19 protein-coding genes are annotated in these 25,067 nt (G+C 63.0%); 16 read left to right on the top strand and 3 right to left on the bottom strand.

Annotated elements, in window-relative coordinates; all coding sequences use genetic code 11:
• Window positions 1–95 precede the first annotated feature (95 nt).
• The 5 genes from VFZ66_22155 to VFZ66_22135 all read left to right on the top strand — a co-directional run bounded on the left by VFZ66_22155 (window position 96) and on the right by VFZ66_22135 (window position 5,388).
• Window positions 96–941, top strand: coding sequence for a phage antirepressor N-terminal domain-containing protein (locus VFZ66_22155; protein HEX6291905.1), 846 nt, complete (start codon window positions 96–98; stop codon window positions 939–941).
• Entirely contained in the window at window positions 938–1,315 is a 378-nt protein-coding gene (locus VFZ66_22150) for a helix-turn-helix transcriptional regulator (GenBank protein HEX6291904.1), read from the top strand. Before VFZ66_22155 ends, VFZ66_22150 begins: the two co-directional genes overlap by 4 nt.
• 359 nt (window positions 1,316–1,674) lie before the next feature.
• Complete coding sequence (locus VFZ66_22145; GenBank protein HEX6291903.1) at window positions 1,675–2,682, top strand: AAA family ATPase; 1,008 nt, start codon at window positions 1,675–1,677, stop codon at window positions 2,680–2,682.
• Window positions 2,669–3,670 (top strand): ParB/RepB/Spo0J family partition protein, encoded by a 1,002-nt coding sequence (locus VFZ66_22140; protein HEX6291902.1) that lies wholly within the window; start codon window positions 2,669–2,671, stop codon window positions 3,668–3,670. Before VFZ66_22145 ends, VFZ66_22140 begins: the two co-directional genes overlap by 14 nt.
• A 923-nt stretch (window positions 3,671–4,593) precedes the next feature.
• On the top strand, window positions 4,594–5,388 hold the full coding sequence (locus tag VFZ66_22135) for an SDR family NAD(P)-dependent oxidoreductase (protein ID HEX6291901.1): 795 nt from the start codon (window positions 4,594–4,596) through the stop codon (window positions 5,386–5,388).
• Window positions 5,389–5,530: 142 nt separating this feature from the next.
• Here VFZ66_22135 and VFZ66_22130 read toward each other — a convergent pair whose 3' ends face one another.
• Window positions 5,531–7,942, bottom strand: coding sequence for a beta-galactosidase (locus VFZ66_22130; GenBank protein HEX6291900.1), 2,412 nt, complete (start codon window positions 7,940–7,942; stop codon window positions 5,531–5,533).
• 431 nt (window positions 7,943–8,373) lie between these two features.
• Between VFZ66_22130 and VFZ66_22125 the strand changes: the two genes are divergently transcribed.
• The 7 genes from VFZ66_22125 (at window position 8,374) to VFZ66_22095 (ending at window position 18,083) form a co-directional block, all read left to right on the top strand.
• Window positions 8,374–10,089 (top strand): ABC transporter substrate-binding protein, encoded by a 1,716-nt coding sequence (locus VFZ66_22125; GenBank protein HEX6291899.1) that lies wholly within the window; start codon window positions 8,374–8,376, stop codon window positions 10,087–10,089.
• 99 nt (window positions 10,090–10,188) lie between these two features.
• Complete coding sequence (locus VFZ66_22120; GenBank protein HEX6291898.1) at window positions 10,189–11,184, top strand: ABC transporter permease; 996 nt, start codon at window positions 10,189–10,191, stop codon at window positions 11,182–11,184.
• Entirely contained in the window at window positions 11,184–12,266 is a 1,083-nt protein-coding gene (locus tag VFZ66_22115) for an ABC transporter permease (protein HEX6291897.1), read from the top strand. Before VFZ66_22120 ends, VFZ66_22115 begins: the two co-directional genes overlap by 1 nt.
• A 4-nt stretch (window positions 12,267–12,270) precedes the next feature.
• Window positions 12,271–14,208, top strand: a complete 1,938-nt coding sequence (locus tag VFZ66_22110; GenBank protein ID HEX6291896.1) for an ABC transporter ATP-binding protein — start codon at window positions 12,271–12,273, stop codon at window positions 14,206–14,208.
• 183 nt (window positions 14,209–14,391) lie between these two features.
• Entirely contained in the window at window positions 14,392–15,240 is an 849-nt protein-coding gene (locus VFZ66_22105; GenBank protein HEX6291895.1) for a nucleotidyltransferase domain-containing protein, read from the top strand.
• A gap of 598 nt (window positions 15,241–15,838) precedes the next feature.
• Window positions 15,839–16,936, top strand: a complete 1,098-nt coding sequence (locus tag VFZ66_22100) for a 3-deoxy-7-phosphoheptulonate synthase (GenBank protein HEX6291894.1) — start codon at window positions 15,839–15,841, stop codon at window positions 16,934–16,936.
• A 307-nt stretch (window positions 16,937–17,243) separates the two neighbouring features.
• On the top strand, window positions 17,244–18,083 hold the full coding sequence (locus tag VFZ66_22095; GenBank protein HEX6291893.1) for an aminoglycoside phosphotransferase family protein: 840 nt from the start codon (window positions 17,244–17,246) through the stop codon (window positions 18,081–18,083).
• Window positions 18,084–18,540: 457 nt separating this feature from the next.
• Here VFZ66_22095 and VFZ66_22090 read toward each other — a convergent pair whose 3' ends face one another.
• Together VFZ66_22090 and VFZ66_22085 are read right to left on the bottom strand one after the other, a co-directional pair.
• On the bottom strand, window positions 18,541–19,422 hold the full coding sequence (locus tag VFZ66_22090; protein HEX6291892.1) for a 5'-3' exonuclease: 882 nt from the start codon (window positions 19,420–19,422) through the stop codon (window positions 18,541–18,543).
• A 242-nt stretch (window positions 19,423–19,664) separates the two neighbouring features.
• Window positions 19,665–21,569, bottom strand: a complete 1,905-nt coding sequence (locus VFZ66_22085) for a BTAD domain-containing putative transcriptional regulator (protein HEX6291891.1) — start codon at window positions 21,567–21,569, stop codon at window positions 19,665–19,667.
• A gap of 610 nt (window positions 21,570–22,179) precedes the next feature.
• Here VFZ66_22085 and VFZ66_22080 point away from each other — a divergent pair.
• The 4 genes from VFZ66_22080 to tssB all read left to right on the top strand — a co-directional run.
• Window positions 22,180–22,962, top strand: coding sequence for a hypothetical protein (locus VFZ66_22080; protein HEX6291890.1), 783 nt, complete (start codon window positions 22,180–22,182; stop codon window positions 22,960–22,962).
• A gap of 193 nt (window positions 22,963–23,155) precedes the next feature.
• On the top strand, window positions 23,156–23,434 hold the full coding sequence (locus tag VFZ66_22075; protein ID HEX6291889.1) for a hypothetical protein: 279 nt from the start codon (window positions 23,156–23,158) through the stop codon (window positions 23,432–23,434).
• A 55-nt stretch (window positions 23,435–23,489) separates the two neighbouring features.
• The gene (gene tssA, locus VFZ66_22070; GenBank protein HEX6291888.1) at window positions 23,490–24,659 is read left to right on the top strand and encodes a type VI secretion system protein TssA; all 1,170 of its coding nucleotides are present in this window, start codon (window positions 23,490–23,492) and stop codon (window positions 24,657–24,659) included.
• Between the two features lies 1 nt (window position 24,660).
• Window positions 24,661–25,067 (top strand): type VI secretion system contractile sheath small subunit (gene tssB / locus VFZ66_22065; protein ID HEX6291887.1); only part of this gene is annotated, 407 nt, incomplete at its 3' end.

Below are 25,067 nucleotides of genomic sequence, written 5' to 3'. Positions count from 1 at the left end.
CATAGAGGTTACAAAATGTCTGACGTTCCAGCATGCCCGTGCTACTGTTGCCACAGTGGTTACAGCCAGGGCGATAGAGCTTGCGAGGTATCAGCATGCCCGATGAACAAGAGCAACCGGCCATGTCCATGGTTCGCTTCAATACGGTCGAATTTGACGGCGACACCCTCCCGGCGGTGATCCTGGAAGGTGAGGGTGTCGCGATTCCGGTTCGTACGATCTGTCAGGCGCTTGGTCTGGATATCCAAAGCCAGAGCGACCGCCTGCGTGAGCACGACGTACTTGCGAACGGCCTGCGGGTCGTGCGCGTTCCCAGAGGGCAGCAGTTGCGACCCGTCGTGGCGCTCTTGCACCGCTTCATCCCCTTCTGGCTTGCCACGATCGTGCCGTCGCAGGTCAAACCCAAGGTGCGGCCCAAGCTCGTACGCTACCAGCTTGAATTGGTCGAGGTGCTGGCGCTGCTCTACGGGGGTGATGTGCAGAGCAGGCAGCCGGTGCCGTCCGATCCTGCCGTGGCCGCGGTCCAACAACAGATTACGACCGCACTGCTCGAGCTACGGCTCCTCCGCGAGGCGCTCCTGGATGCGCAAAGCCGGACAGATGACCGTTTAACGCTCCACGAGCAGCGGATGGATACGATCGAGGACTTGCTCGGCGATCTCCAAGACCAGTTTACGACCACGATCACGATTACCGCAGCGCAGCAGGAAGTGATCAAGCGCTCGATTCAGCGCCTGGCGCGGCGGTACGAGCAGCGGACCGGGCAGGCGGTCTTTGCTCGTCTGTTTGGTCAGTTCTGCATCGATCTCGGCACGCCGAAGTACGCCCTGCTGCCGGCGAGCCGTTACGCCGAGGCCCTCGACTGGCTTCGAGCGAAAGCGACGGAGCTGCTGCCGGACGATCACGATGCGCTTCCACCCTTGCAGGAAACGTTGTTATGACCAGTCGTGATACCGAGAGCCAGCAGATGCTCAACAAGACGATTGGCGCGGCGCTGCGTGACGCGCGTATGGCCCGTGGTGTTACCCAGGAGGAGCTTGCCCGCGCCTTTGGCGTTGATCGTGTCACGATTGCTCGGTATGAGCGGGGCACCCGGACCATTTCCGCTCCCGCGCTCCTCCAGATGCTATCGTTTCTTGGTCAGCCGCTCCCGCTCGGCCACGGCCAGCGATCCGCTGTCGGCAGCCCCACCCCGCGTCCCATTCGCGCCGACCCCGCCCTGGAGCGGCTCGTCGCTGTGCTACAGGAGCGCCCAGAGCTGGTCGCGACCGTCGAGGAATTGCTGGAGACATTGGACGTCTTGCCGCGCTCGTGACGGCGCGTGCCAGGCGACAAGCATACACCTACGGCGGACCACCTGGCGGCGCAGCGGCACGCGCTCCCTGGATACCACTGAGCGCCGATGATACCCGGTGTTCCAGCAGCGCGCACGTCCTCATCTTCCCCTGCGCTGCTCCTGTACGTTATGTCGAGCATGGTGCCTACGATCATCGCCGATGCGTTCCCAGTATGCCTGCGCCGTGTCGAGACGGGTCTGCATGGGCCGACCAGGGTGCGATCGGTGGCATCGCACGAGCATACATTTCACAGAATGTGAAATATCACAAATGTGACGTTTCACATTCTGTGAAGAATGTGCTACACTAGGGCCAGGATGACCCATGAGGAGGACACATGGCAACCGAGGATCTGCTTACACTCAAAGCGGCGGCAGAGCACTACTCCGTAACCTACGATCGATTACGCCGTGCCGCCTGGGATGGGCGGCTGCCCACTCAGGGGACCGGACATGCGCGCCTGGTTCGACCGGAACATGTCGAAATCTTCTTGCGGGAGGGGCGCGTCGTGCAGGGACGCGATACGCACGCACAACCACGGACTGATCCACCACTGGGCAAGATCATCGCCGTCGCGCTCCTCAAGGGTGGCACGGGCAAAACGACCACGACGCTCAACCTGGGCGTGGCCCTCTCCGAACGTGGCTACCGCGTGCTGCTGGTTGACACCGACCACCAGTGCAGCCTGACCAGCGCAGCCGGCTTGAACCCCGTCGATCTGGCACCCGAACAGACGTTATTCGGCGCGATGCAGACCTGGACCATGCAGCGGCGGTCAGAGCTGCATGCGGTCATCCAGGAAAGTCCCTCAGGCGTCGATATTGTGCCTGCCAGCATCCGTCTGAGTCTGACGGAGCGGGCGCTGCACCTCCAAAGCCGACGCGAGTATGTGCTCCAGCAGATCCTCACGCCCGTAGCCGCTCAGTATGATGTCGTCCTGATCGATACGCAGCCGGCGTCGAGCAACCTTGTTCACAACGCGCTCGTCGCGGCACACGAGGTCCTTATTCCGGTCGAGCCGGAGCAGCTCGCCGTCGAGTCGCTGGGCCTGATGCTCAGCCAGATCGACGAGGTGCGCGAGAGCGGCCTCAATCCTGACCTCACCCTGTGTGGCGTGCTCGTGACCCAGGTCGATGTCCGCATGACCCTCCATCGCGATCTGCTGTCGGAGATTCGCGAGCAGTTCGGCGCCGACCTGGCCGTGTTCGACACGGTCATCCGGCGCTCGTCCAAGATTGCTGAAAGCCAGGCGCGCCACCAGTCCGTGCTGCACTACGATCCCAAGGGCATCGGCGCGACATCCTATCGCACGCTTGCAGAGGAGATCAGCCGTGAGTGGGAATAACGGACGCAAGTTTACGATCGATCGTCGCCAAACGCGAACACAGCCGCGAGAGGATTTCGCGGCGGTCTTTGCCGGCGCATTTACCGATCAGCCTGCCACGCCCATGGATATTCCAGTCGATGCGATTGAGCCAAGCCCGTACCAGGCCCGGCAGGATTTTGCCGATCTTGAGGAGTTAGCCACCTCCATCCGGACTCACGGATTTACCAGCCGCATTCGTGTACGTCCCCACCCGACGAAGGCCGATCGCTACCAGCTCGTCTACGGCGAGCGACGACTCCGGGCGGCGAAGCTCGCCGACCTGCGCATGATCCCCTGCGACGTGGCCCCACATTCGGACGCCGATCTCCGCGAGATCGGCCTCATCGAAAACTTGCAGCGTCAGGATCTTGCGGCGTTGGAGGAGGCGCGGGCCTTTCGCCTGATGCTCGATGAAAACGGGTATTCCATTCGCACGCTCGCGGAGCGCATCGGCAAGAGCAAAGGGTATATTCAAAATAAGCTCGACCTCCTGCGAGCACCCGCCGATGTTCAGCAGATGGTGAGCACCTATGCCGAGACACAGTCGGCGGCGTTAATCATCGCGCAACTGCCGACGGAGGAGCAGCGCCGTCCGCTGATCGATGGTGTCGTGTCGGGAAGACTGGACACCAGGGCCGTGCGAGCTATGGTCGATGCGGTCCTGTCGGCAAAGGCTGCTGCCTCGCAACGCTCATCTTCCCCGTATTCGGCACCACACGGCGCCCCATCCTCAGATACCCGGATACGTCACACGGAACATCGAGAGCCTGATGCCGGGGAGCGACGCCAGGCGCGACAGAGTGAGCGGGCACTGGCACAGGCCATTCATACGCTGCGCTCCATGACTGTTCAGCTGCGCGGGACGATCGATCAGCTACAGCCCGCCGATCGCACGGTGCTGCTCGATTATGTTGCCCGCGAGCATTTTCCTGAGCTTGAGCAGCTGGTTGAGGAGCTGCGCGCCTAGATCGCCATCGCTGTACTTAACAAGTACATTTGACATAATACAACCTCTTGGAGCTATGGGTCGCGCGTGCTGAGCAGGGCGTTTGCGTGCGCGTCAGGCGCGCGACCTAACAGCGCAAAGACGGACGCTGGCTCGTGCGGAAGGTCCTCCACGCATCTCCGCGTCAGGCCCCACGAGATGGACGATGCGCGTGCCCAGCGCTCCCCGCTCCCGTCGCTACGCGATCCAGAACATCGTGCGCTGATCCTCGCTCCATGTTCGCTGCGTTCCCGCCGACAGACGATTTCCATGCCACTCTGCTCTCGCTGCAACCGCAACATGTGCTGGGCTGGGCGCACATGTGGTACCGTCTGGAACAAGCAGCGCGCATCTTGTAGGATGGCCGCTTTTTCCACTGGTCCAGCAGATGGCGAGCCGTGGGCAAGCGATCGGGACAGCGGACGTTGTGGAAGCGGAGATCGTGCGGGAACGTGCATCATGCGTGGTGCGGTGGTAGGTTGCCGTACGAGGCAGCAAACGAAAGCATACCTTGCTGCCTGACTCCCTCGGTTAGCGGGAGCGCGCCATCGGATGCGGTAGGCGTTGTGTGTACTTAACAAGTACATTTGACATAATCGTACTTTTAGGATGCTGATCGCGCTGCTGTGTGTACTTAACAAGTACATTTGACATAATGCTTCCATCATCCGACAGGCGGACGCATGCCCGTGTCCGATCGCCGAAACGCGAGGGCTCCCTTGGCGGATGTCTCGCGCGACCGGCTGGCGGTATGAGCGCTATCCGCGAATCTCCATGCCGATCGGCTCCGGCGGCGCGGCGACGTATCCCACTCAATGGTACATGTTTTGCAGCAGCGCTGGATGCGCCTCGGCAACGGGAGCGACAGCTAGGGATAGACCGCCACAGCGGATGCAAGCGAAAGGATGCGGATGAGCATGGCAATGCTGGCAAACAAGGTCGCATTGATCACTGGCGCAGCCAGTGGCATTGGGGCTGCAACGGCACAACGATTTGTGGAGGAAGGAGCATCCGTGGTGATCGCCGATCGCTCCGAGGAAGAGGGCGCGCGGGTGCGCGCCCAGTTGGAGGCAAGCGGAGGCCAGGCCCTCTTTGTGGCGTGTGATGTGAGTCAGCCGAACGCCGTTCAAGGCGCTATCGAGGCCGCGATCCAACGCTTCGGCAAGCTCGATATTGTCTTTGCCAACGCGGGTATCAACGGCGTGTGGGCGCCAATCGAGGAGCTACAGCCGGACGAGTGGGATCGGACCCTCGACATCAACCTGAAGGGCACCTATCTGGTCGTCCATTTCGCCGTTCCGCATCTCAAGAGCAATGGCGGCGGCAGCATTATCATCACGAGCAGCGTCAACGGTACGCGCAGCTTCTCCGGTGCGGGCGCGGCGGCGTACAGCTCCTCCAAGGCGGGACAAGTCGCTTTTATGAAGATGATGGCGTTGGAGTTGGGACGCCATAACATTCGCTGCAACGCGGTCTGTCCCGGCTATGTGCCGACACAGATCCAAGATCGCACGGAGCAGCGCCACACCGACACGATCGGCCTTGACGTTGAGCTACCGAAGGGCAGCCCGGCCATTGATGAGGGTGCTGGCGAGCCGCGTGAGGTGGCCGATGTCTGCCTGTTCCTCGCATCCGATCTCAGTCGCCACGTGTCGGGCGTTGAAATCTTCGTTGATGGCGGCGCATCGCTGCTGCGGTGATCCTGCATAGGCAGGTCATCGACGAAACCGGCAGGACATACGGATGCAGTGCTGGTTTCCTGCCGGTAGGCAGAAACCACGACGACTGGAAGCCGTGCCATCTCAGCGGCATTGGTGACGGCTGCCGTCCATGATCAGTCAGCTAGCGCCAGCGCACCGTCAGCCGATCATGCAACGCAGCGGAACGACGTGGCGTGAGCAGCGTGGTGGTCCCGCGCTGCTCCATGCTGAACGCATCAGCCGCGACGATCTGGCGCTCCGTCTCGACCGCGATCACAGCGTCGGGCTGTGTCAGCCGAAACGTGATCGCCTGGTGCTCCACCTGAGCAATCTCGGCGGTCGCGTACACGATCCGCACATCGCCAAACCGCACGCCGATCGGCAGCGTCACGCCTGCTTTCCGTGCAAGGGACAGCGGACGACCACCAAAGAGCGGCTGCTCCCGCTCCGAGATGCGGATCGTTTTGGGGAAGCCGTCGAGGTTCACAAGGTGCAGAAACCGCTCGCCGTCCTCAGACGCCGTCGAGGTCATAAAGATGCCGGCGTGCGGCGAATCGTGGCGGAGCGCGGCGGTCGCGCCGAGCCGCTCCAGCGCCGTTCGGAACAGCCCGATGTCGCAACGGTACGCCGTCGTGATCGCGATCGCTCGGCCTGCGCCAACGGGAATATCAAAGCCGCACGCCTCGTCAGGATCGTACGCGCGCAAAATGACGTCGCCCCGTTCCGGCGCAAAGCTCTGCATGAAATGCGTGCGAATCTCCGGTCGTGGCGCTGCCCAGCTCTGCGCCACGAGCGACAAAAAGTAGTGCGCCGAGGCGCTGCGCGAGCCGATAGACCGGAGGCCAAGCGCGTCGGCGAGGATCGTGCAGGGCCGCGCCTCCATGTCGAACAGCGGTACCTCACCGTACAGTAGCACGCCGCCCCCAGCATGGAGATAGCTCACGATGGCTGCCTGGACCGATGCAGCCATATACCGCGCGGACGGCAGGACCAGCGTCGGCGTTGTGCGCGGATCGAGCGCCCGCTGCTGAACGTCCACCGCGCCAAACCGATACCCGCCCAGCAGCATCGCGCGCGCTACGATCTCCCACGCGCCCTGACCACGATTCGCCTCCAGATTTGCGACGATCGCCTGCATGATCTGGCTGGACGGGTGCTTCGACTCGGTCATGTAATAGTCAGGGATGAAGGCCCACGCCACTGCGTCGTGCTCTTCGCGCATGGTCGCCAGCTTCGGTGCGATCGCCATCATCGTGTGCGTCACGTCCGCCAGCGGCGCATACGTATAGTTTAGCTCGCCTTCGGGGTTGATCGGGGCCGCAAAGCCGTGGCGCTCACCGGTAAACGCAATGCGATCGTTTCCGTCGTGGACCGGCTGCGGCAGGCGATAGTTCACGCCACCGGCAAACAAATAATAATTAATCAGCCGGTTGCCCTGCGCGATACACATGCGGACTTTGTGATCGATCGCTGATGGATCGGTGCGCCCGCCGTACGTTTCGCCGTAGTCGCCGCTGCCGGCCTCGAACTCAACCGACGACAACGGCTGGTCCGGCAGATTGACGGCGTCCATCAGCGCGTTGATCAGATACAGATCCTGGAAATTCGCCGCGTTCAGATCGCCAAGGTAATGATCCGATCCGCCGAGATAGTCAGGTGCCTGCGTGTACGCCTGGTACAGCTGGCTGATCCCGATCGGGTAGGTCAGGCCCCGCCCGCGATCCGTGCCGTGGATGTTGATCACCCACGGGACGCCCGTCACGCCGCACTGCTCGGCGTAGCTCCGCAGCGTCGCCACGTAGCGCGCAAAGCGGTGCCGCATATACGCACCCAGATCGTACAGCAGCGCGGCGGCAAACGACTCCTGGGGCGAGCGGATCGCCGGATTCCGCAGCGCGGCCCGGTGGAGATCAAAGGGGTAGCGATCACGCAAGGTCGGGGCATCGTAGCGGTCGGCGAGCCAGCGCGCAAGATCATCCAGCACGCGATCCGTCAGATCGGGCGTGTTCGTGACCCACGCAAGCATGCCGATCTCGTTGTCGAGCTGCACCGCGATAATGTTGCCGCCGTTGGGCTGGAGACGCGGCGCGATGACGCGCATCACGGCGGCATACCAGCTTTGGACCGCCGCGAGAAAGCCGGGATGGAGATAATCCAGGGTGCGGGTCGGCACCTGCGCCCCGTCCCAGCTCACGGGGATGGCCTCCGGCACGGCTTCGTACACCCAGAAGGGGATGCCCTCGTTTTTCATCTCGGCCATGATGAAAGGGCCGGGCCGCACGAAAACGTACAGGCCATGCTCACGGCATAGATCGATAAAGCCGCCGAGATCGAGCTCGGGTCGCGTCGTGCCGTCAAGATCGATCAGTCCCGGCACCGGCTCGTGACAGAGCCAGGGCACGTACGAGGCGACCGCGTTACAGCCTGCGGCCTTGAGCAGGTCGATGCGATGCTGCCAATCCTCGCGGCGAAGTCGGAAGTAGTGCAGCTCGCCACACATGAGGATCTGCGGCTCGCCATCGATCAGGAAGCGCTTGTCGCGCAATTCAACCATCTGGAGTCTCCTCTCTTCCGCGCGGCGGCGTGTTCGTGGTACGCCTTCTGCATGAGCAGACCCTACCGTCTCTGTCTCGATCGTGCTCAACCGTTCATCGTGCCGTGCTGACGCCATCTGTAAACGTTTACCATACACGTTAGCACGTTCGATGAAGAAGAGCAACCAGAACACAATGGTGCATGAGGCGGCACAGCCCACGGGCGCTTCGATCGCCACAAGCTCGCGGGTCGTTCACGCTGCTGGTCAGGTCGTGCAGGATGCCAGCGCTGAACGAGAGGTCCAGCCCCGCCATGCCGGATGCCCGCTGGTCGGACCCGCCGTGCCGTGTTCGGCGTCGTCGCTCCCAAGGGCAGGAAACAAGCAGAGCGTACTCGGGAGCCTGGGTTGGGGTACCTCTACTTGTCAACGCAGATGAAGGAGGAGGCGGTATGACTCGATCATGGTATGGAGTAGCCCTCACAGTCGTGCTGGCACTGGTGCTGGCGGCCTGTGGCGGATCGTCGGAAAACGGCGCCGCGGGAGACGCGAACCGCGCCGCGTCGCCGCAGCCGTCGCAGCCTGCCGCGACCGAGGGCGGCGGCTCAGCCGAGCAGAGCGGCGCTGCCGACGGTATGATCGAACGGCTGAACCTCGGCAGCTTTGGCGGCGGCTCGACTCCACAGGTCAACTACAATCCGTTCTCGCCCAACGTGCTGCTGGGCGACGGCATGTATATCTACGAGCCGCTGCTCGTGCTCAACAGCTATGCCTGCGAGTACCACCCGTGGCTTGCGACGGAGTATGCGTGGAAGGACCCGCAGAATCTCCAGCTTACGATCCGCGAGGGCGTGAAGTGGAGTGACGGGCAGCCCTTCACGCCGGACGACGTAGTGTTTACGCTCAACATGCTCAAGGAGCACCAGGCGCTGGATACGCGCGGTCTGTGGAAATCGCTCGACACCGTCACCGCCGACGGCAACACCATCGTCTTCACGTTCAAGGAGCCCGCCGTCTCGCTGTTCGAGCGCGTTGCGAACCAGCGAATCGTTCCCAAGCATATCTGGGAAAAGCAGGCCGATCCCGTGACGTTTGTCAACGAGAGCCCGGTAGCTACCGGGCCGTTCCTGCCGGCAAGCTTCAACCAGCGCCAGCTTGTCCTCAAGCGCAACCCGAGCTACTGGCAGGCGGACAAGGTGAAGGTCAATGAGCTGGTGTTCACCAAAGCGGAGGGTGGCAACCAGGTCGAGAACCTGAAGCTGGCACAGGGCGAATATGACATGAACGCCATGTTCGTTCCCAATATCGAGCAGGCGTACGTCGCCCGTGATCCCAAGCACAACCATTACTGGTTCCCGGCTGGCGGCGCGATCGGCCTGGGCATGAACCTCCAGAAGGCGCCGTTCAATGATGTCGAGTTCCGGCGCGCGATGGCCTACGCGATCAACCGCGAGGAGATCATCACCAAGGCGCAGTTCGGCTATGTTGCCCAGGCCAGCCAGACGGGTCTGGTGCTGCCGGGCCAGAAGGACTGGCTCCCGTCCGGCATCCAGAACGACGGCATGTTCCCCTTCGACCAGGCACAGGCAACGCAGATCCTCGAAAAGGCCGGCTATAAGAAAGGGAGCGACGGCAAGTTTATGACCAAGGACGGCCAGCCGATGGAGTTGACCTTCCTGGTGCAAAGCGGCTGGACCGACTGGATCCAGGCGGCCCAGATCATTCAGGCCAATCTGAACGCGCTCGGTCTGACCGTGAACGTGCAGACACCCACCCCGGAGACAGTCGAGTCGCAGCGGGCCGCGGGCAACTACGACATGCTCTTCGTCGTGCATGGCGGCTCGTGCAGCATGTACGACAACTACTACTACCATCTGCACAGCCAGTCGCCGCCGGCGTCGAACTACATCTTCCACAAGAATCCCGATGTCGACAAGCTGATCGATCAGCTGCGCTCCACCGTGGACGAAGCGGAGCAGAAGAAGGTGGTCGGCGAGCTCGCGAGGTACTCCGCCGAGCAGTTCCCGACGGTGCCGCTGTGGTACGGCGCGAACTGGTTCGAGTACAGCACCCGCAAGGCCGAGGGCTGGCCGAACAAGGACGATCCCTATGCCAAGCCCGGCGACGCGCTCCTGATCATCACGCATCTGAGGCCGAGCGGGCAGTAAGGCACGGTCGGGAGCACCCGTGCCGTGTCGTATCGGCGGAGCCTGGCCGGACACCGCTGTTCCGGCCAGGCCACAGCCGCAGAAAGACGGAGCATAGCTATGCGCTACTTTATTCGCCGGATCCTGTTTTTCCTGCTGACCCTCTGGGCCGCTATTACGCTGAACTTCTTCATCCCACGGCTACAGCCCGGCGACCCGGCGGAGGCGATCGTGCGCAAGATCGCCGGCCAGAACCGAGCGATCGATCCGGCGCAGGTCGCCGCGATTCGCGCGATGCTCGGCACGCCGGATGGAAATCTCTTCCAGCAGTATGTTGACTATTTGGGCAACCTCGTGCGCGGCGAGTTCGGCGTCTCCTCCTCCTACTTCCCGTATACCGTGATGGAGATGATCGGGCAGGCGATCCTCTGGACCATCGCGCTGGCCGGTGTGACGCAGGTGCTGGGCTTTATCATCGGCACGCTGCTGGGAGCGTTCGCGGCCTGGAGGCGCAACACCGCCTTTGACTCGATCGTGAGCCTGGGCCTGACGTTTCTTGGGACGCTCCCGTACTACGGCATCGCGATGCTGATGATCTACGTCTTTGCCTTCAAGCTCAACTGGCTGCCGATGGGCGGCGGCTTCAGCCAGACATCGACGCGCGAGTATGGCTGGGAGTACACCGGGGATATCCTGCGGCACGCGATCCTGCCCGCGCTCTCGATCCTGCTGACGGCACCGATCGGCTGGGTCATGGGTATGCGCAACAACATGATCCAGACGCTGGGCGAGGATTACACGCGGCTGGCGCTGGCGAAGGGGCTCTCGCCCTGGAAGGTGGCCCTCCGGTACAGCGCGCGCAACGCGATTATGCCGAACGTGACCGGCTTTGCGATCTCGCTCGGCGGTATCCTCGGCGGTCTGGTCTTCGTCGAGGGCCTGTTCAATTATCCGGGCATGGGTCGGCTCCTCTTCGAGGCCGTCGGCAACCGCGATTATCCGCTGATGCAGACCATCTTCCTCTTCACGACCGTCGGCGTGCTGCTGGCGAACCTGATCGCGGACCTGATGTACGGCTGGCTCGACCCCCGCGTGCGGAAAGGAGAGGGTACCTGATGGCTGCTCACGATCGCAATATGCGGCAGGTCAACGCCGCCGAGGCAACCAAGCAGGATCAACTGGCCGACGTGGGTGCTACCACGTCCGGCACGTCGCCGCTCACATCCGTGCCCGGATCGGCGACGGCGAACGACGACGTGCAGCCGCTCTCCGGCGCGAGCGCGGCGGTTTCGGCAGCCGCTACGCCCGACAGCGTCCGCGATGATGTCGCCGCGTCGACCACGCGCGCGCGCCGACGCCTGCCGCGCTGGTTCGACGTGCTGTGGGCCAACCGGAAGGCGCGGGTTGGGCTGGTCCTGCTGTTCATGTTTTTCCTGCTGGCGCTGCTGGCGCCGATCTTAGCGCCCTACGATCCGCGCGACACCAGCTTCATGGCCGCGCAGCCGCCCAGCGGCGAACACCTGCTGGGCACGACCCAGGCCGGTCAGGATGTGCTGTCGCAGCTGATCTGGGGTGCCCGTACCTCGCTGCTGGTCGGTGTGCTCGCGGGCGGTCTGGCGACCGCCATCGCGCTGGTCATCGGCATGACGGCGGGCTACATGCAGGGCATCGTCGACGACGTGCTCTCGTTCTTCATCAACCTGGCGCTGGTGATCCCGACGCTGCCGCTGATGATCGCGCTGGCGGCCTACGCGCCGGTGCGCGGCCTGTCGCTGACGATTGTGGTGATCGGCATCACCGGCTGGGCCTGGGGCGCGCGCATGAAGCGCGCGCAGGTGATCTCGCTGCGGGCGCGCGAATACATCACCTCGGCGCGCTTTGCGGGCGACAGCACAATCCGCATCATCTTTCGCGAGGTCATGCCCAACATGATGTCGTTCGTAGTGATGAGCTTTATCGGCGCGGCGAACGGCGCGATCGGCGCGGAGGCTGGCCTGGCCTTCCTGGGGCTGGGCGACCCGAACTCGATCAGCTGGGGAACGATGCTCTACTGGGCCAATAACGGCGGCGCGATGCTGACCGGCCAGTGGGCCTGGCTGGCCGCGCCGACGCTCATGCTGTCGCTGATCACCTTGTCGCTCACGATGATCAACTTCGGCGTCGACGCGCTCAGCAATCCGCACCTGCGGGAGGAGTAGAGTCATGGCGTTGCTTGAAGTCGAAAACCTGGACATCACCTATGAAACCACGAAGCGGACGCCGCTCCAGGCTGTGCGGAATGTGACCTTCTCGCTCGATCCGGGCGAGTTCGTGGGGCTCGTTGGAGAGTCCGGCAGCGGCAAGTCGACGCTTGGCGCGGCGATCCTGCGCTTGCTCCAGCGTCCGGGCAGGATCACGGGCGGCAGCGTGCGTTTCATGGGCAAGGACATCACCACCATGCCGGAGGACGAGCTGCGTCCGATGCGCTGGCGCGACCTGTCGTGCGTGTTTCAGAGCAGCATGAACGCGCTCAATCCGGTGATGCGCATCGAGGCGCAGTTTCGCGACGTGATGGAGCAAAAGACCACCATGAGCGGTGCGCAGATCCGCGATCGGATCGCCCAACTGCTTCAGATGGTCAAGATCGAGCCCGACTTCATGCGCTTCTTCCCGCATGAGCTTTCCGGCGGGATGAAGCAGCGGGTCAACCTGGCGCTTGCGCTCGCCCTTCAGCCGCAGTTCGTGCTGTTGGACGAGCCGACGACCGGGCTGGACGTGCTCGTGCAGAAAGAGATTATGTATAATCTGCGCGCGCTCCAGCGCGAGCAAGGCTTTGCCGTGCTGCTGATCAGCCATGACCTCGGCACCGTGCTCCAGGTATCCGATCGTGTGCTGGTGATGTATGCCGGCGAACTGGTCGAGGATCAGCCCTCGGCGTGTATGGTGCGCCATGCCCTCCATCCCTACACCGACGGCCTGCTCGGCTCGTACGCCGATCCAGCCGGCGCCACGGTCGAGATTACCTACATCCCCGGCAGGCCACCCGACCTGACCAGGCCACCTGCCGCCTGTCCCTTCGCACCGCGCTGCCCTGAGCGCATCCAGATCTGTGTCGAGCAGAAGCCGCCGCTGGTGCCGATGTGGGACGGCAAGGCGGCCTGCCATGTAGCCCAGATGCAGTGGGCCACGAGCACGCGCTTCGGCGACCGCCAGCGCCGCGAGGAAGGCCCGTCGTTCGTCGAGGCCGCCTTCTCCGAGGCGACCTCGCACAAGGCGCAGCCGGTGGAGGGCGCGGAGGTGATGCGCGTGGTCAACGTCTGCAAAACCTACCGTCGACGGTTGGGATTCTTCACGTCCACACCGCTCCAGGCGGTCAATAACGTGTCGTTCACGCTCCGAGCCGGTCACGTCACCGGCCTGGTGGGGCAGAGCGGGAGCGGCAAGAGCACGATCGCGCGCCTCGTGACCGCCATCGAGCGGCCTGACAGTGGCGAGATCTGGTTTGGCAACACGCGCGTCGATCAGCTGCGCAGCCAGCGCGCGGTGCGCGACTACCTGCAGAACGTCCAGTATGTGTTCCAGGACCCGTATTCGGCGCTGAATCCGGTACATACGATTATGTATCTGCTGAGCCGCCCATTGGTCAATTATCGCGGCATGTCGGCGCGACAGGCGGAGGCTAGAGTGCTGGAGCTGCTGGAGACGGTGGGACTGTCGCCGGCAGAGCAGTTTGCCAGCAAGAACCCGCATCAGCTTTCCGGCGGGCAGCGCCAGCGCGTGGTGATCGCGCGGGCCTTAGCGCCCGAGCCGCAGATGATCATCGCGGACGAGCCGATCTCGTCGCTTGACGTGTCGATCCGCGCCGAGATCCTCCAATTGCTGGACCAGCTCGTGCGCGATCACCGCATCGCCATGCTGTACATCACGCACGACCTGCTGAGCGCCCGGTTGCTTTCGGATGAGATCCTGGTGCTCAGCCAAGGTCAGGTCGTGGAACACGGGTCGGCAAGACAGATCATTACGCAGCCTCAGGACGACTACACGCGGCGGCTGCTCGAGGCGATCCCGAAACTGGAGCGCGGAGGGCCATCGGTGCATGTTCCGATCGACGCCATCAGCCGTGGCGAGGGAGGACATGCGGCCAGCGCCCCATACACCTAGACCATGCGCGGATCGATGTATCGGAAAGCGCAGCGCGCGCCCCGGGTGGTGCAGCGTCGCATCGCCCGCGCCCAGCGGAATCGTCTGCCTCCGGTCACACGGCGTTGAAGCGCGGGCGCTCCTCCCGCCGGAGTGCCCGTTGGACCAGGCGGGCAGGTTTCCGCCCCTGAAGGGAAGCGATCTATGAATGCCCATGCGCAGTGGCGTCTGGATTTTGCGCACACCTTAAGCACCCACTTGCAGCAGTTTACTGCGATCGAAGCGATCGCGGTGGTGGGTTCCGTCGCGCGTGACTACAGCGACTCGTACTCCGACCTCGAACTCCTCGTAGTCTGGGACCAGCTACCGACTCCTGATCAGCACGCCACCCTTGTGCGGGCGTTACAGGCGGAATATCGCTATCCCGTGTTCGATCCGGGCTATCAGAGCGCATTCCGCATCCAGGGTATTCCCGTGGATCTGTGGCATACCACGCGGGCGAACGAGCACGCGGTGATCCACAGCGTGCTGCATGAGTGGAGCCTTGATCTCGTGGCGAATAACCGCGTCGATACGTTGCGGTCGTGTCTTCCGCTGTATGGTGAGCAGCACGTCCACGTGTGGCAGGCCAGCACTGCCGCGTATCCAAGCGAGCTCGCCCTGCGCTTTATCCAGAGCTACATTCCACACTTTCATCTCCGCCACCTCAATTTCGCGGCCCACCGCGACAATCCGACCGCGTTCTACCACACCCTGAGCGCAATTCACTGTAGCCTGTTCCTCGTCCTGCTCGCGCTGAATGAGTCCTATTTTCCGACCTTCAAATGGATGTACCCCGCGTTGCGGCGGATGCGGCACACCCCGCATCAGATTGCGGCACGATTACACGCCATGTTCCATAAACCCCCGATCCACGCGGCGGACCACCTGCGGGTGGTCCTGGCCGAAACACTAGACCTGGTGGAGCGCGCCTATCCCCAGATCGATACGGCCTACGCCCGCTACGGCCTGGATCAGGAGCCGCTTGCCTACAGCCAGCCGCACCCCTGGTGACGCATCCATATCGGCTGTGAAGCAAGCCGACGCTCCACCCGACCGCTTCCTACGGATCGAAGCTCGACGTTGGCCCGTGCCACGCCACGTCGGCGGTCCCCGCGCAGCGTGAGCATTGGATCAGGTCGTGGAACCGCCCTCAGACCGATGGCGATCCCTTGCCGGACCTCTACCCTCCTCGGTATCATGGTGGTCGCGCTCACAGGAGCGAAATGCGACCGCACATGTTAGGGGCAGCGCATGCTGAACATCAACACCCGATCCACCACCGCAGGGGACGAGGGATCGCACCGAACGCGCCTGTGCCACGCATCTGGGACGCCTCACATCGCTGGCTCACCATTGGACTAGTCCTGACGGTGGTTGGAGCCGCGTTTGAGGCGCTCGCCGTGGCGACGGTGCTCCCCGTCACCTCCGGGTTCGGCACCAGGAGCCCTTGTTTCCCGGCTGGAGGTTCCGTCTTTGGTCGCACCGACGAAGGCTATTATAATGTACCTCGATCATCAGACCATGCGGAAGCACACCGGAGCCGTGGGGCAGTAGCCCACCGTCAACCGATCATGGCCTGTTGGTCTAGCCGAACGGGAAGGGGCAGGGGATGTTAAGTGCTAACAAGACGGGTCCGCTCAGCAACGGCGGGCCTGCGACGACCCGCGACTTGCGCGTCACGGGCATTCGAGCGTTGGTCCCACCGGTCATCTTGCTTGAGCAGTTGCCGTTAACCGAGGCGGGCATGGCGGCCGTGCGTTCCGCTCGCACAGAGATCATTGACATTCTGGACCAGCGGGACGACCGGCTGGTCGTCGTTGTCGGCCCGTGCTCGATCCATGATCCTGTGGCTGCCCGTGACTACGCGCAGCGCCTCACGGCCCTCGCCGATGCATTGGTGCAGGATCTGCGGATCGTCATGCGTGTCTACTTCGAGAAGCCGCGGACGACGGTGGGCTGGAAGGGCCTGATCAATGACCCGCATCTCGACGGGAGCTTCGCCGTCAACGACGGGTTGTATCTTGCGCGCAGGCTGCTGCTGGACATCGTCGCGCTCAGGCTACCCATCGCCTGCGAGTTCCTCGACCCGATCTCGCCGCAGTTCTTCGCCGATGCGGTCGCCTGGGCCGCGATCGGTGCGCGCACGACTGAGAGCCAGGTCCATCGCAACCTGGCCTCCGGCCTTTCGATGCCGGTGGGCTTCAAGAACGGGACGGGCGGGGGTGTGCAGATGGCGATCGATGCGGTGCGGGCGGCAGCCAGCCCGCACAGTTTCCTCGGCGTCACCGATCAGGGCCTGGCCGCGATCATTACCACCCGCGGCAACGCCGACTGCCATGTGATCTTACGCGGCGGTAGGAGCGGCCCGAATTACGACGCGGAGAGCGTCGGGCGGGTGCTGGAGAGCCTGCGCCGCGCCGATCTGCCAACGCGCCTGATGATCGACGCCAGCCACGACAACAGCCGGAAGGACGAACGCCGTCAGCCAGCCGTCGTGGCAGAGATTGGTGCCCAGGTGGCAGGGGGCACCCGTGGCATCGTGGGTGTGATGTTGGAGAGCTTTCTAGTCGAGGGTCGGCAGGACCTCACTGATCCATCCCGGCTGGTCTACGGGCAGAGCATCACGGATGGCTGTATGGGCTGGGAAACGACGTCCGCGATCCTGCACGAGCTGGCGGAGGCGGTCCGGGCGCGCCGGGGTCGGTAAGGCAGTATGCGCACAGGCTGAGCGGCTCAGGAGCACGATGGCCGACACGCCTATGTGCGGCCATGAAGACAGCTCGAACCAGAGACGGATGGACCAGTGGCGCTGGCTGTGAGCTGCCGCCGTGCGTTGCTCCAGACCGTGAGCTGCCGACACAGGGTATCTACCAGCCCAGGAGTAGCAAAGAACACCTGGGCTGCGTATGATTGGCGTGCTCATCATCCAATCGCGCACCCCATGCGCCGCACGCAATCATGCGGTCATGAACCTGGCTCCGTCATTTTTGCCTGTCGCTGGTATCATGGCAACCATGAGCGATCACAACAAGCTAAGCTCCTACCTGGCCGCGTGGAATCTGTCGAACCCGGTATTGCTCACGCACACTGCGACCAGTCACATCTACACCGTGACACACGGCACCGAGACGGTCATCCTCAAACTGCTGGCCCCCGGAGAGACTACGGAGCAGCGTGGCGCGGCGGCGTTGCGGTATTTTGATGGCTGTGGCGCGGTGCGTATCCTGCGGTACGACGAAGGCGCGCATCTGCTGGAATACGCCGCCGGTGCCGAACTCGTCACCGTGGTCGAGCGTGGTGAGGACGAAACCGCTACGTCCATCATCGCGCAGGTGATCCAGCAGTTGCACAGCGTCCCGCAGGATGCGCCGCGCGACGGCTTGGTGCCGCTTGATCGCTGGTTTGGGGCGTTGTTCACCAAAGCGGCGGCAGACCGGCAGGCGGGCATCGCGTCGATCTATGTGCGGAGCGCCGCGCTCACGGAGCGATTGCTTGCTGATCAGCGTGAGGTGCGCGTGCTGCACGGGGACATCCATCACCGCAACATCCGGCAATCAGCGCGCGGCTGGCTCGCCTTCGACCCAAAAGGCGTGGTTGGCGAGCGCACCTACGAGTGCGCCAACACGCTCTGCAACCCCGTGATGCCCGATCTCGTCCACAACGAAACCCGCCTGCTGACCAACGCCGCGATCCTGGCGGACACGCTCGCCCTCGACCTGTCGCGCGTGCTGGCGTTCACCTACGTGTACGCCTGTCTCAACGCGAGCTGGTGGCTGTGCGGCGGCGCGGACGATATCGTCCAGTGGTCGCTCAAGGTCGCGCTGATCATCGAGCCGCACCTTCAGCGGTGGTGAGGCACAACCGCGCGTGCCTCTGCTACGACGCGCACGCGCTTACCACCGGAAGCAATCTTCCTCACGAAAAGAAGGTTGTCTTCGGTGTCACTGGGAGGTGGCGTTTGCGCCCACGCACCTGTGTACCACCAGCAACGCCGCGCCGCCCGCCTCCGTAGCCTTCCCGGTCTGGCGATCAATGATACTGGCCGTGGGCTCCGGATAACGTCGGTGACGCTCGCGCACCGTGCGTCGGCGTGGGTCGTGGATTTCCAGCGGCGATCGGGCGCAACCGTCACAGAATCATCGACCCGGCGGAACACCGACCTCCGGGCACCGTGTGTGTGCCACGGGAGCGGGATTGACATAGCGCCATGACCTTCCAGGCTGAATGGGTGGATCCAGGACGGCGCTGCCGATCGGTCAGCACCATGATCGTGGAGATGGCTGTGCCGACGACATCGCGCGGCAGTGAGCCTCATAGGTCATGGGTCGCCTGCATTGCAGCGCGAAGACGCCCGATCGGACCTGCCAGTCGGAAGCGGGTTCCAAGCTCCTCGATCCGCGCGTCGTCTCGTTCACCGCCCGTGAGGTGGACCGCCACATCCGTGCGGATCGGCACGACCTGCCGCATCGCTGCCAGGTAGTCCGCCGCATCGCGCAGACTCGCTCCAATCCGTGGGGCCAACCGGACGACATTCGCGAGCAGGGCATCCAGGTCAGGATACTGTTCGACGAGCGTGCGGGCCGTTTTCTCGCCAATACCCTTGACACCGGGGAGGCCATCGGATGGATCGCCACGGAGGGTCGCAAAATCGACATAGCGCTCCGGCGGCACGCCATATTTCTCCTGAACCGCGGCTGGGTCGAAGGCTACTAGCTCACCAACGCCGCGAATCGGCATCAGCACGCGGATCGCCGCGGCCCGCTCGTCGTCGCGCACGAGCTGGAGCAGGTCGCGGTCGCCCGTCACAATGTCGACGCGGTCATTAGCTCCCGCCTCCAGACACAGCGCGCCAATGGCATCATCCGCCTCCCAGCCGGGCGCTTCCGCCTGCGCCGCGCCGAACGCCTGCAGCACGTCACGCAGCAGCGTGAACTGCGGCGGAAGCGCGGGCGGGTCGTCCGGACGAGCAGCTTTGTAGCCGGGATACACGGCGACCCGAGGCGCGGGCCGCCAATCGTGGTCAAAGACGTGGACGATCTGGTCGGGGTGGTACCGGGTCTGCAAACGCGCGGTCATGTCGAGGTAGCCATGCACTGCGTTAACCGGGTCCCCCTCCCCATCGACGATCGTCGTCGGAAGGGCGAAGAAGGCGCGATACATCAGGCTCGACGTGTCAAGCAATAGGCGGTACATCGTTCGTCTCCGGATGGAAGGGCGATTCCCAGAGAGCATTATACTCGCCGTACGCTGGAAGCGTGTGTTCCTCATGCCCATCGCTCGCGGCTGCGCATCACGTCGGCTTCGGCGTTTAGGACGGCATGAAACAGACGCTGAAACGTGTATGCATCCACAGCACACAGCGGGTTGTTCCATCGATCGGTGGCGCAGACCACAACGATCCACATCGGGACGTGAGGAGGACGACCTCGAAGCGCTCAGACACACAGCTCGGTCACGCCGCGAGACACATATCGGCGCAGCAGCTCAGACATCTGATACGATCCTGAGGAGGTGCGCCACAGGAACGATTTTTGGACCAGCGCTGCCACAATCGGCAGAGTCGCGCCGGTAATCTGCTGCAAGACCTCGCGGGAGATTCGGTTGCCAACGCTCTCAACATTTTGTAAGACCTGGATTTCGCCGGGCGAGAGGTGTCGCCACGTTTGAGCGAAGATGTGTTCGAGACTCTGTTGCCGCACGGGAACGTCATGCCGGGATGACGCCAGGATCAGCGGGTTGTGCTCAAGCTCCTCGGCAATCTCGCTGCATGAGAGGCTGCCAATCAGCTCCGCCGCCATCTCGATCGCCAGTGGCATGCCATCGACCAGGCGGCAGATCTGCATGATCGCCGGAAGATCCGTCACGGCTGGGCGAAAGCGCGGTTGCGCCTGACGGGCGCGGATCACGAAGAGGCGGAGGGCATCAGCGGCGGTGTCGAGCGGCTCAGGCGGCGAGTCGGGGGAGCGGTGATCGCAGCCGAGCAGATCATCCAGCCCTGTCAGATCGAGCTGGGAAGCTGGTGCGCTATCGGCCCGTGACAATCCGTGGAGCGGCACGAGCCATTCAGCACGCTGCTTCAGCGGCTCGAGCGACGTGCCGAGCACTTTTAATGCGCGCGTCTGTTGCAGGACGGTCGTTACGAAACCGGCATCCGCTCCCAGATGCTCCAGGTTATCCAGAAGCAGTAACAGGTGTTTCTGCCGGAGATGCGCGCATACCTCCTCCTGAAGGTGATCGCTGCTGGAGATCGGCAGCTTGAGCGTGTCGGCGATGAGGCGCGCAAGATCGCCCGGCTCCAGCGCGTCGACGATCGGGAGATAGCACACGCCGTCGGCAAAGTGCGCCGCGCTCGCGGCGGCCTGAAGCGCCAGGGCAGTTTTGCCCATGCCGCGCAGCCCGGTGATCGTCAGCAGGCGGCAGCCTGGGTCGGCCAAGCAATCAGCGATATGGGCCATCTCCGCGTTGCGACCGACGAAGAGCGTCAGCGCTGTCGGCAGGTTGTCGAAGCGCCTGGCCGGAGCCGCAGGTGGTTCCGTCTGAGGAGCGGCGGTGAGCCGAACAGCGCTCGCGCCGTGATGCGCCCACTGGCCGGCACGAATGCGCTCCTGCAAGCGTGTCGTCTGCTCGGCAGGCTCCACGCCGAGCTCCTCCTTGAGCACGCGGCGGCACGTCTCGTACTGCGCCAGCGCGGCTGCTCGCTGGCCGTCGGCAGCCAGCAGATGGATCCGCTGGGTATGTCCTTCTTCGTCAAGACGATCCAGGGCCAGCCAGCGGTCAACACCCCGCAGCCCGGCTTTATGATCGCCCTGCGCTACATAAAAGGCTACCAGCCGCTGGTAGCCTTCGATCACCATCCGCCGCAGCCGCTCGCCCTCGATGAGCACCCACTCCTCGAAATAGGGCGCGTGCTGCACATGGAAGCCCGCCAGGAAATCGCCCCGGTACAGCTGGAGCGCCTTTTCAAGCTGCCGCGCGGTCGGCTGCGTCAGCAGCGCGGATCGATCGGGGAGCAGCGCTGTCAACTGCCGCTGCACGTCGACGGCATCGACCCAGCATGGGAACCGAGGATTGAGCGCCAGATGACCCGGCGTGCTGTGGAGGCAATCGCCCACCCGATCGCGCAGATGCACCAGCGTCGTGCGTAAGTTCGAGAGCGCCTGCTGCTGCCGACAATCTCCCCAGAGCAGATCGGCAAGCGCCTCGCGTCCCTGCGATTGCTCGGTACACGCCAGATAGATCAGTAAGGCGAGCGCTTTCCGACTCCGAAAGCCGGTGATCTCCTGCTGCGCCTTGCTGATGACGACAGGACCGAGCAAGCTCATCTGAAGGATGTCGTTCATAGCTGAGTTCCCATGGTGTTGATGCGGTGCTCTCTTTGTAGCATGGCCCACTCCGCATGTTGATGTGACGCATGGCCTAGGTGCGGCCAGCTATACGGCATGTCGCATCAAGGACGTGCCTCACCGGCTCAGACGATCGCGGATGCGCGGCAGACGATCCCCAGGGGCGTGTTTCCACGGCTGCACGGTAGGACGGCAGGGCATTCACCAAGCGCGGACACCAGAATCATGGAGATGAACACACACGACGAGCGAACAGCAAAAGCGGTGTTTGGGGCTTCTGGCGCGTGCCACAGGCGGTACGCACGTTGGCTGGCTGCTTCGATGACTGATACGGACAAAAGATTGGATGGTGATGCTCTATTCTACTATGCAGGCGCGTACTTGTCCAGGCGGGAACGTCGCCGATCCGGTGTAAGCGTCGATGTCAACGTTGTGTAAGCGCCGATGTCAACGTTGTGTAAGCGCACAGCCGGTATCCTACCCGGTATCCCAACGACTCGCGTAGATCGTGGCGCACCACCATCCTTCGGGCGACTCCGTCCTGCTTCTGCACAGCCAGCTACGCACACAACCGAGCCGAATCTCATCTCACACTGGAGCGACAGCTATGAAGGACGCCGACTGGTTTTATCACCTTACGCGCAAGCAGGTTGCCTTGATCATCAAACAGGGCGGCATGACGTCGGCTGTTCACCGCATTGGCCGGGCAGTGCCGCATCCCTTCGGAGCGTTCGTCCAAAATCGCAAAAAGAAGGAAGCATCGGAGTACCAGCAAAAGCTCAAGGGCTATCTGATCGATCTGATGGCCCGTGGTTGCTCGGAGGGAACTCTCAGGCGAACACGAGGCGTCTATGTTCCCTTTACGCTTGTTCTGCGAGGAAGCAATGAGGACGATGTGCCAAGGGTGGATCAATTAGAAGCGCAGTACTTAAATCAATACAAGCGATTGCTGCCGAACCTGGGACAGTTTGACAGACCTACGTTCAACAAACTTAAGAAAGATGTATTAGTTGACGAGCTGGTGAATGATCTGCTGGTGCGTGACAAGAACCATTTCCTGGCTCGTCTCGCCGTGCAATACGTTACGTACAGGAATAATATCGAAGAAATGATTACAGCCAGTCATGTGTATTTTTTGAGGCCAGGCTGTGCTGTTGATGGCTATAACGACTACAAAAAACATCTGGACAGTAACCAGATTGTTGTGCTCCGGGTGCATAAAGATAATCTGCCGGGTCTTGTCGATGACGACTCCGATTATCGAGCCGTGATGACCGAACGAATCGTACCGGCGAATGTGATTGAAGTGATGCAGAATCACGACAATTTCACAAACGAGGATTACCGAAGTAACGCTCAAAACTGGCAGCCATTGGCGAACCTGCAATAACAGGCGTTCTCCTGGCAGCGTTCCGGCAGCACCTGCATCAATCGGTTGTCAGCGTTCGAGTCCATGCGATGTAAGCGTCGGTAGCAACGGTGGGTCAGCGCTCCTACGATCGGCACTTCCCCGTCCCACGACATTCGTCGAAGACCTGCTTTGAAGATGAGGCCAGCGTATGGTGAGCGAAGGAGGAGAGCGTATGGGCGTCCTCGAACGAATCCGGCTGGCGATACCCGGTCGGTGGCGGATCTTAAGGCGCGGCGATGAGCATCAGCCTGGCGCGCGGCCCCGTCCGAGCGGGCGGCGGGAAGGCAATTACCAGGCGTATCTGATTCGCTTCTGGCGCACCAGCGCGACAATGCCCTGGCGCGCGGCGGTTGTCGATCCGCGCCAGGACGCGACTCATTACTTTGCCAGCCGCGAAGCGCTGTATGCGTTTCTCGATGACCAGATCGATCAGTCCGAGGCCGGCTCATAGCGCTCGACCGCGCCGCTGTGTGAGGAACGCCGCGCCCTTCATCAAGGAATCCACGATGCACGAGATCGACACCTGGCCCCTGGAGATTGAAACGCTGCTCTTGCCGATCGCGCCGGAGCGTCCGGCAGGCGATTCGCTGCGCTACGACGACCTCTATGACCGGATCAAGGAGGCGCGGCGCGAGGACGATCCCAGCCTGGCCCAGGGCGTCTGGGAGCGGGAGCTGAAGCGGGCGGATTGGTACGCGGTCAGCGCGCTGTGTATCGATGCCCTGACCACCCGCACCAAGGATCTACAGATCGCGGCCTGGCTGCTGGAAGCCTGGCTGCACCTCTACGGCATGGCGGGCGTGCGCGATGGCCTGATCGTGATCGCCAACCTGTGCGAGCATTTCTGGCCGACGCTCTATCCGGAGCTGAGCGGGAGCACGCTTGATGGGCGTACAGCGCCGATCGTGTGGATCAACGAGCGGCTGTTTCTCAAGCTGAAGCAGATCCCGATCACCCAGCCGGAAACGAGCGCCGCGCCCGCGTGCACCTGGCTCGATTGGGAGCAGGCGCTGCACCTTGAGCAGCAGGCCAAGAAACACCCCGCGCTGCTGCGCGTGGCCGAGGCTGAGCAGCACGTGACCAAAGCCCGGTTTCGCGAGAGCCTGGAGCTCTCCTCTACCGCGCTGTGTGTGGGCCTGCTGGAGCAGGTCAACGGTGCCCTGGATGCCCTCGACGATCTTGAAACCGTGCTGCGCATCAAGTGCGCCGAGCAAAGCCCCAGTCTCACGCAGTTCAAAAGCGTGCTGGTCAACATCCGGCAACTGCTGACCGGCGCGCTCGCGGAGCGCAACGGCGGCTCTGCGATCTTCGCAGCCGAGCCGGACAAAGCCCAGCAGAAGGGCATGCTCGTCAACATCCGGCAGTTGCTCACCAGCAATCGGTCCAGGCGGAGCGACGCGCCGCCTGCTGCGCAGCCTGGGGCAGCCCAGGGAGGAGGTGCCTACCTTACCGGCGACGTTCCGATCCAGAGCCGCACGGAGGCCTACCAGCTTCTAGCCATGATCGCCGACTACCTCATCACCATCGAGCCGCATAGCCCGACGCCCTATCTGATTCGCCGAGCCGTGACCTGGGGCAGCATGTCTCTGGAGGAGCTGCTGCTGGAGCTGGTCAGGGATCGCAGCGACCTTGCCTCGATTTATAGCTTGCTTGGCATGAAACAAGGAGACGCCTAAGATGCCGGTCATCGAAAGTACCCAACATGTCCTCGATCGGGTCCGACCGCCACGAGTCCAAATTACCTATGACGTTGAGATCGGCAATGCGATGGAGAAAGTGGAGCTGCCCTTTGTGCTGGGCATCCTCGCCGATCTGTCGGGATCGACCGAGAATCTCCAGCCGCTGAAAGACCGAAAATTCGTTGAGATTGACCGCGACAATTTTAACCAGATCTTGCGGGCGATCGGGCCGACGCTGGATGGCCTGGTGGTCGAGGAGGTGCTGCCCAATACCGAGAGCGAGCGGATGGCGGTATCGCTGCGCTTTACTCAGATGGCCGACTTCCAGCCCGCCAACTTGGTCGCGCAGGTTCCGGCGCTCAAGGCGCTCCTGGAAGAGCGAAAGCGCCTGCGCGACCTTCAGGC

The organism is Herpetosiphonaceae bacterium, from assembly GCA_036374795.1.
Taxonomy (GTDB): Bacteria; Chloroflexota; Chloroflexia; order Chloroflexales; family Kallotenuaceae; genus LB3-1.
Note: the sequence above shows the minus strand (reverse complement) of the source record. Positions and strands in the feature narration are given on the sequence as shown.

What these genes read in the sequence shown, in the direction of transcription:
- VFZ66_22095 (HEX6291893.1), top strand. Translation starts at nt 17,244, where the DNA reads ATGAGCGATCACAACAAGCTAAGCTCCTACCTGGCCGCGTGGAATCTG.
- VFZ66_22135 (HEX6291901.1), top strand. Translation starts at nt 4,594, where the DNA reads ATGCGGATGAGCATGGCAATGCTGGCAAACAAGGTCGCATTGATCACT.
- VFZ66_22120 (HEX6291898.1), top strand. Translation starts at nt 10,189, where the DNA reads ATGCGCTACTTTATTCGCCGGATCCTGTTTTTCCTGCTGACCCTCTGG.
- VFZ66_22110 (HEX6291896.1), top strand. Translation starts at nt 12,271, where the DNA reads ATGGCGTTGCTTGAAGTCGAAAACCTGGACATCACCTATGAAACCACG.
- tssA (HEX6291888.1), top strand. Translation starts at nt 23,490, where the DNA reads ATGCACGAGATCGACACCTGGCCCCTGGAGATTGAAACGCTGCTCTTG.
- VFZ66_22100 (HEX6291894.1), top strand. Translation starts at nt 15,839, where the DNA reads ATGTTAAGTGCTAACAAGACGGGTCCGCTCAGCAACGGCGGGCCTGCG.
- VFZ66_22145 (HEX6291903.1), top strand. Translation starts at nt 1,675, where the DNA reads ATGGCAACCGAGGATCTGCTTACACTCAAAGCGGCGGCAGAGCACTAC.
- VFZ66_22085 (HEX6291891.1), bottom strand. Translation starts at nt 21,569, where the DNA reads ATGAACGACATCCTTCAGATGAGCTTGCTCGGTCCTGTCGTCATCAGC.
- VFZ66_22080 (HEX6291890.1), top strand. Translation starts at nt 22,180, where the DNA reads ATGAAGGACGCCGACTGGTTTTATCACCTTACGCGCAAGCAGGTTGCC.
- VFZ66_22150 (HEX6291904.1), top strand. Translation starts at nt 938, where the DNA reads ATGACCAGTCGTGATACCGAGAGCCAGCAGATGCTCAACAAGACGATT.
- VFZ66_22125 (HEX6291899.1), top strand. Translation starts at nt 8,374, where the DNA reads ATGACTCGATCATGGTATGGAGTAGCCCTCACAGTCGTGCTGGCACTG.
- VFZ66_22130 (HEX6291900.1), bottom strand. Translation starts at nt 7,942, where the DNA reads ATGGTTGAATTGCGCGACAAGCGCTTCCTGATCGATGGCGAGCCGCAG.
- VFZ66_22115 (HEX6291897.1), top strand. Translation starts at nt 11,184, where the DNA reads ATGGCTGCTCACGATCGCAATATGCGGCAGGTCAACGCCGCCGAGGCA.
- VFZ66_22155 (HEX6291905.1), top strand. Translation starts at nt 96, where the DNA reads ATGCCCGATGAACAAGAGCAACCGGCCATGTCCATGGTTCGCTTCAAT.
- VFZ66_22075 (HEX6291889.1), top strand. Translation starts at nt 23,156, where the DNA reads ATGGGCGTCCTCGAACGAATCCGGCTGGCGATACCCGGTCGGTGGCGG.
- VFZ66_22105 (HEX6291895.1), top strand. Translation starts at nt 14,392, where the DNA reads ATGAATGCCCATGCGCAGTGGCGTCTGGATTTTGCGCACACCTTAAGC.
- VFZ66_22090 (HEX6291892.1), bottom strand. Translation starts at nt 19,422, where the DNA reads ATGTACCGCCTATTGCTTGACACGTCGAGCCTGATGTATCGCGCCTTC.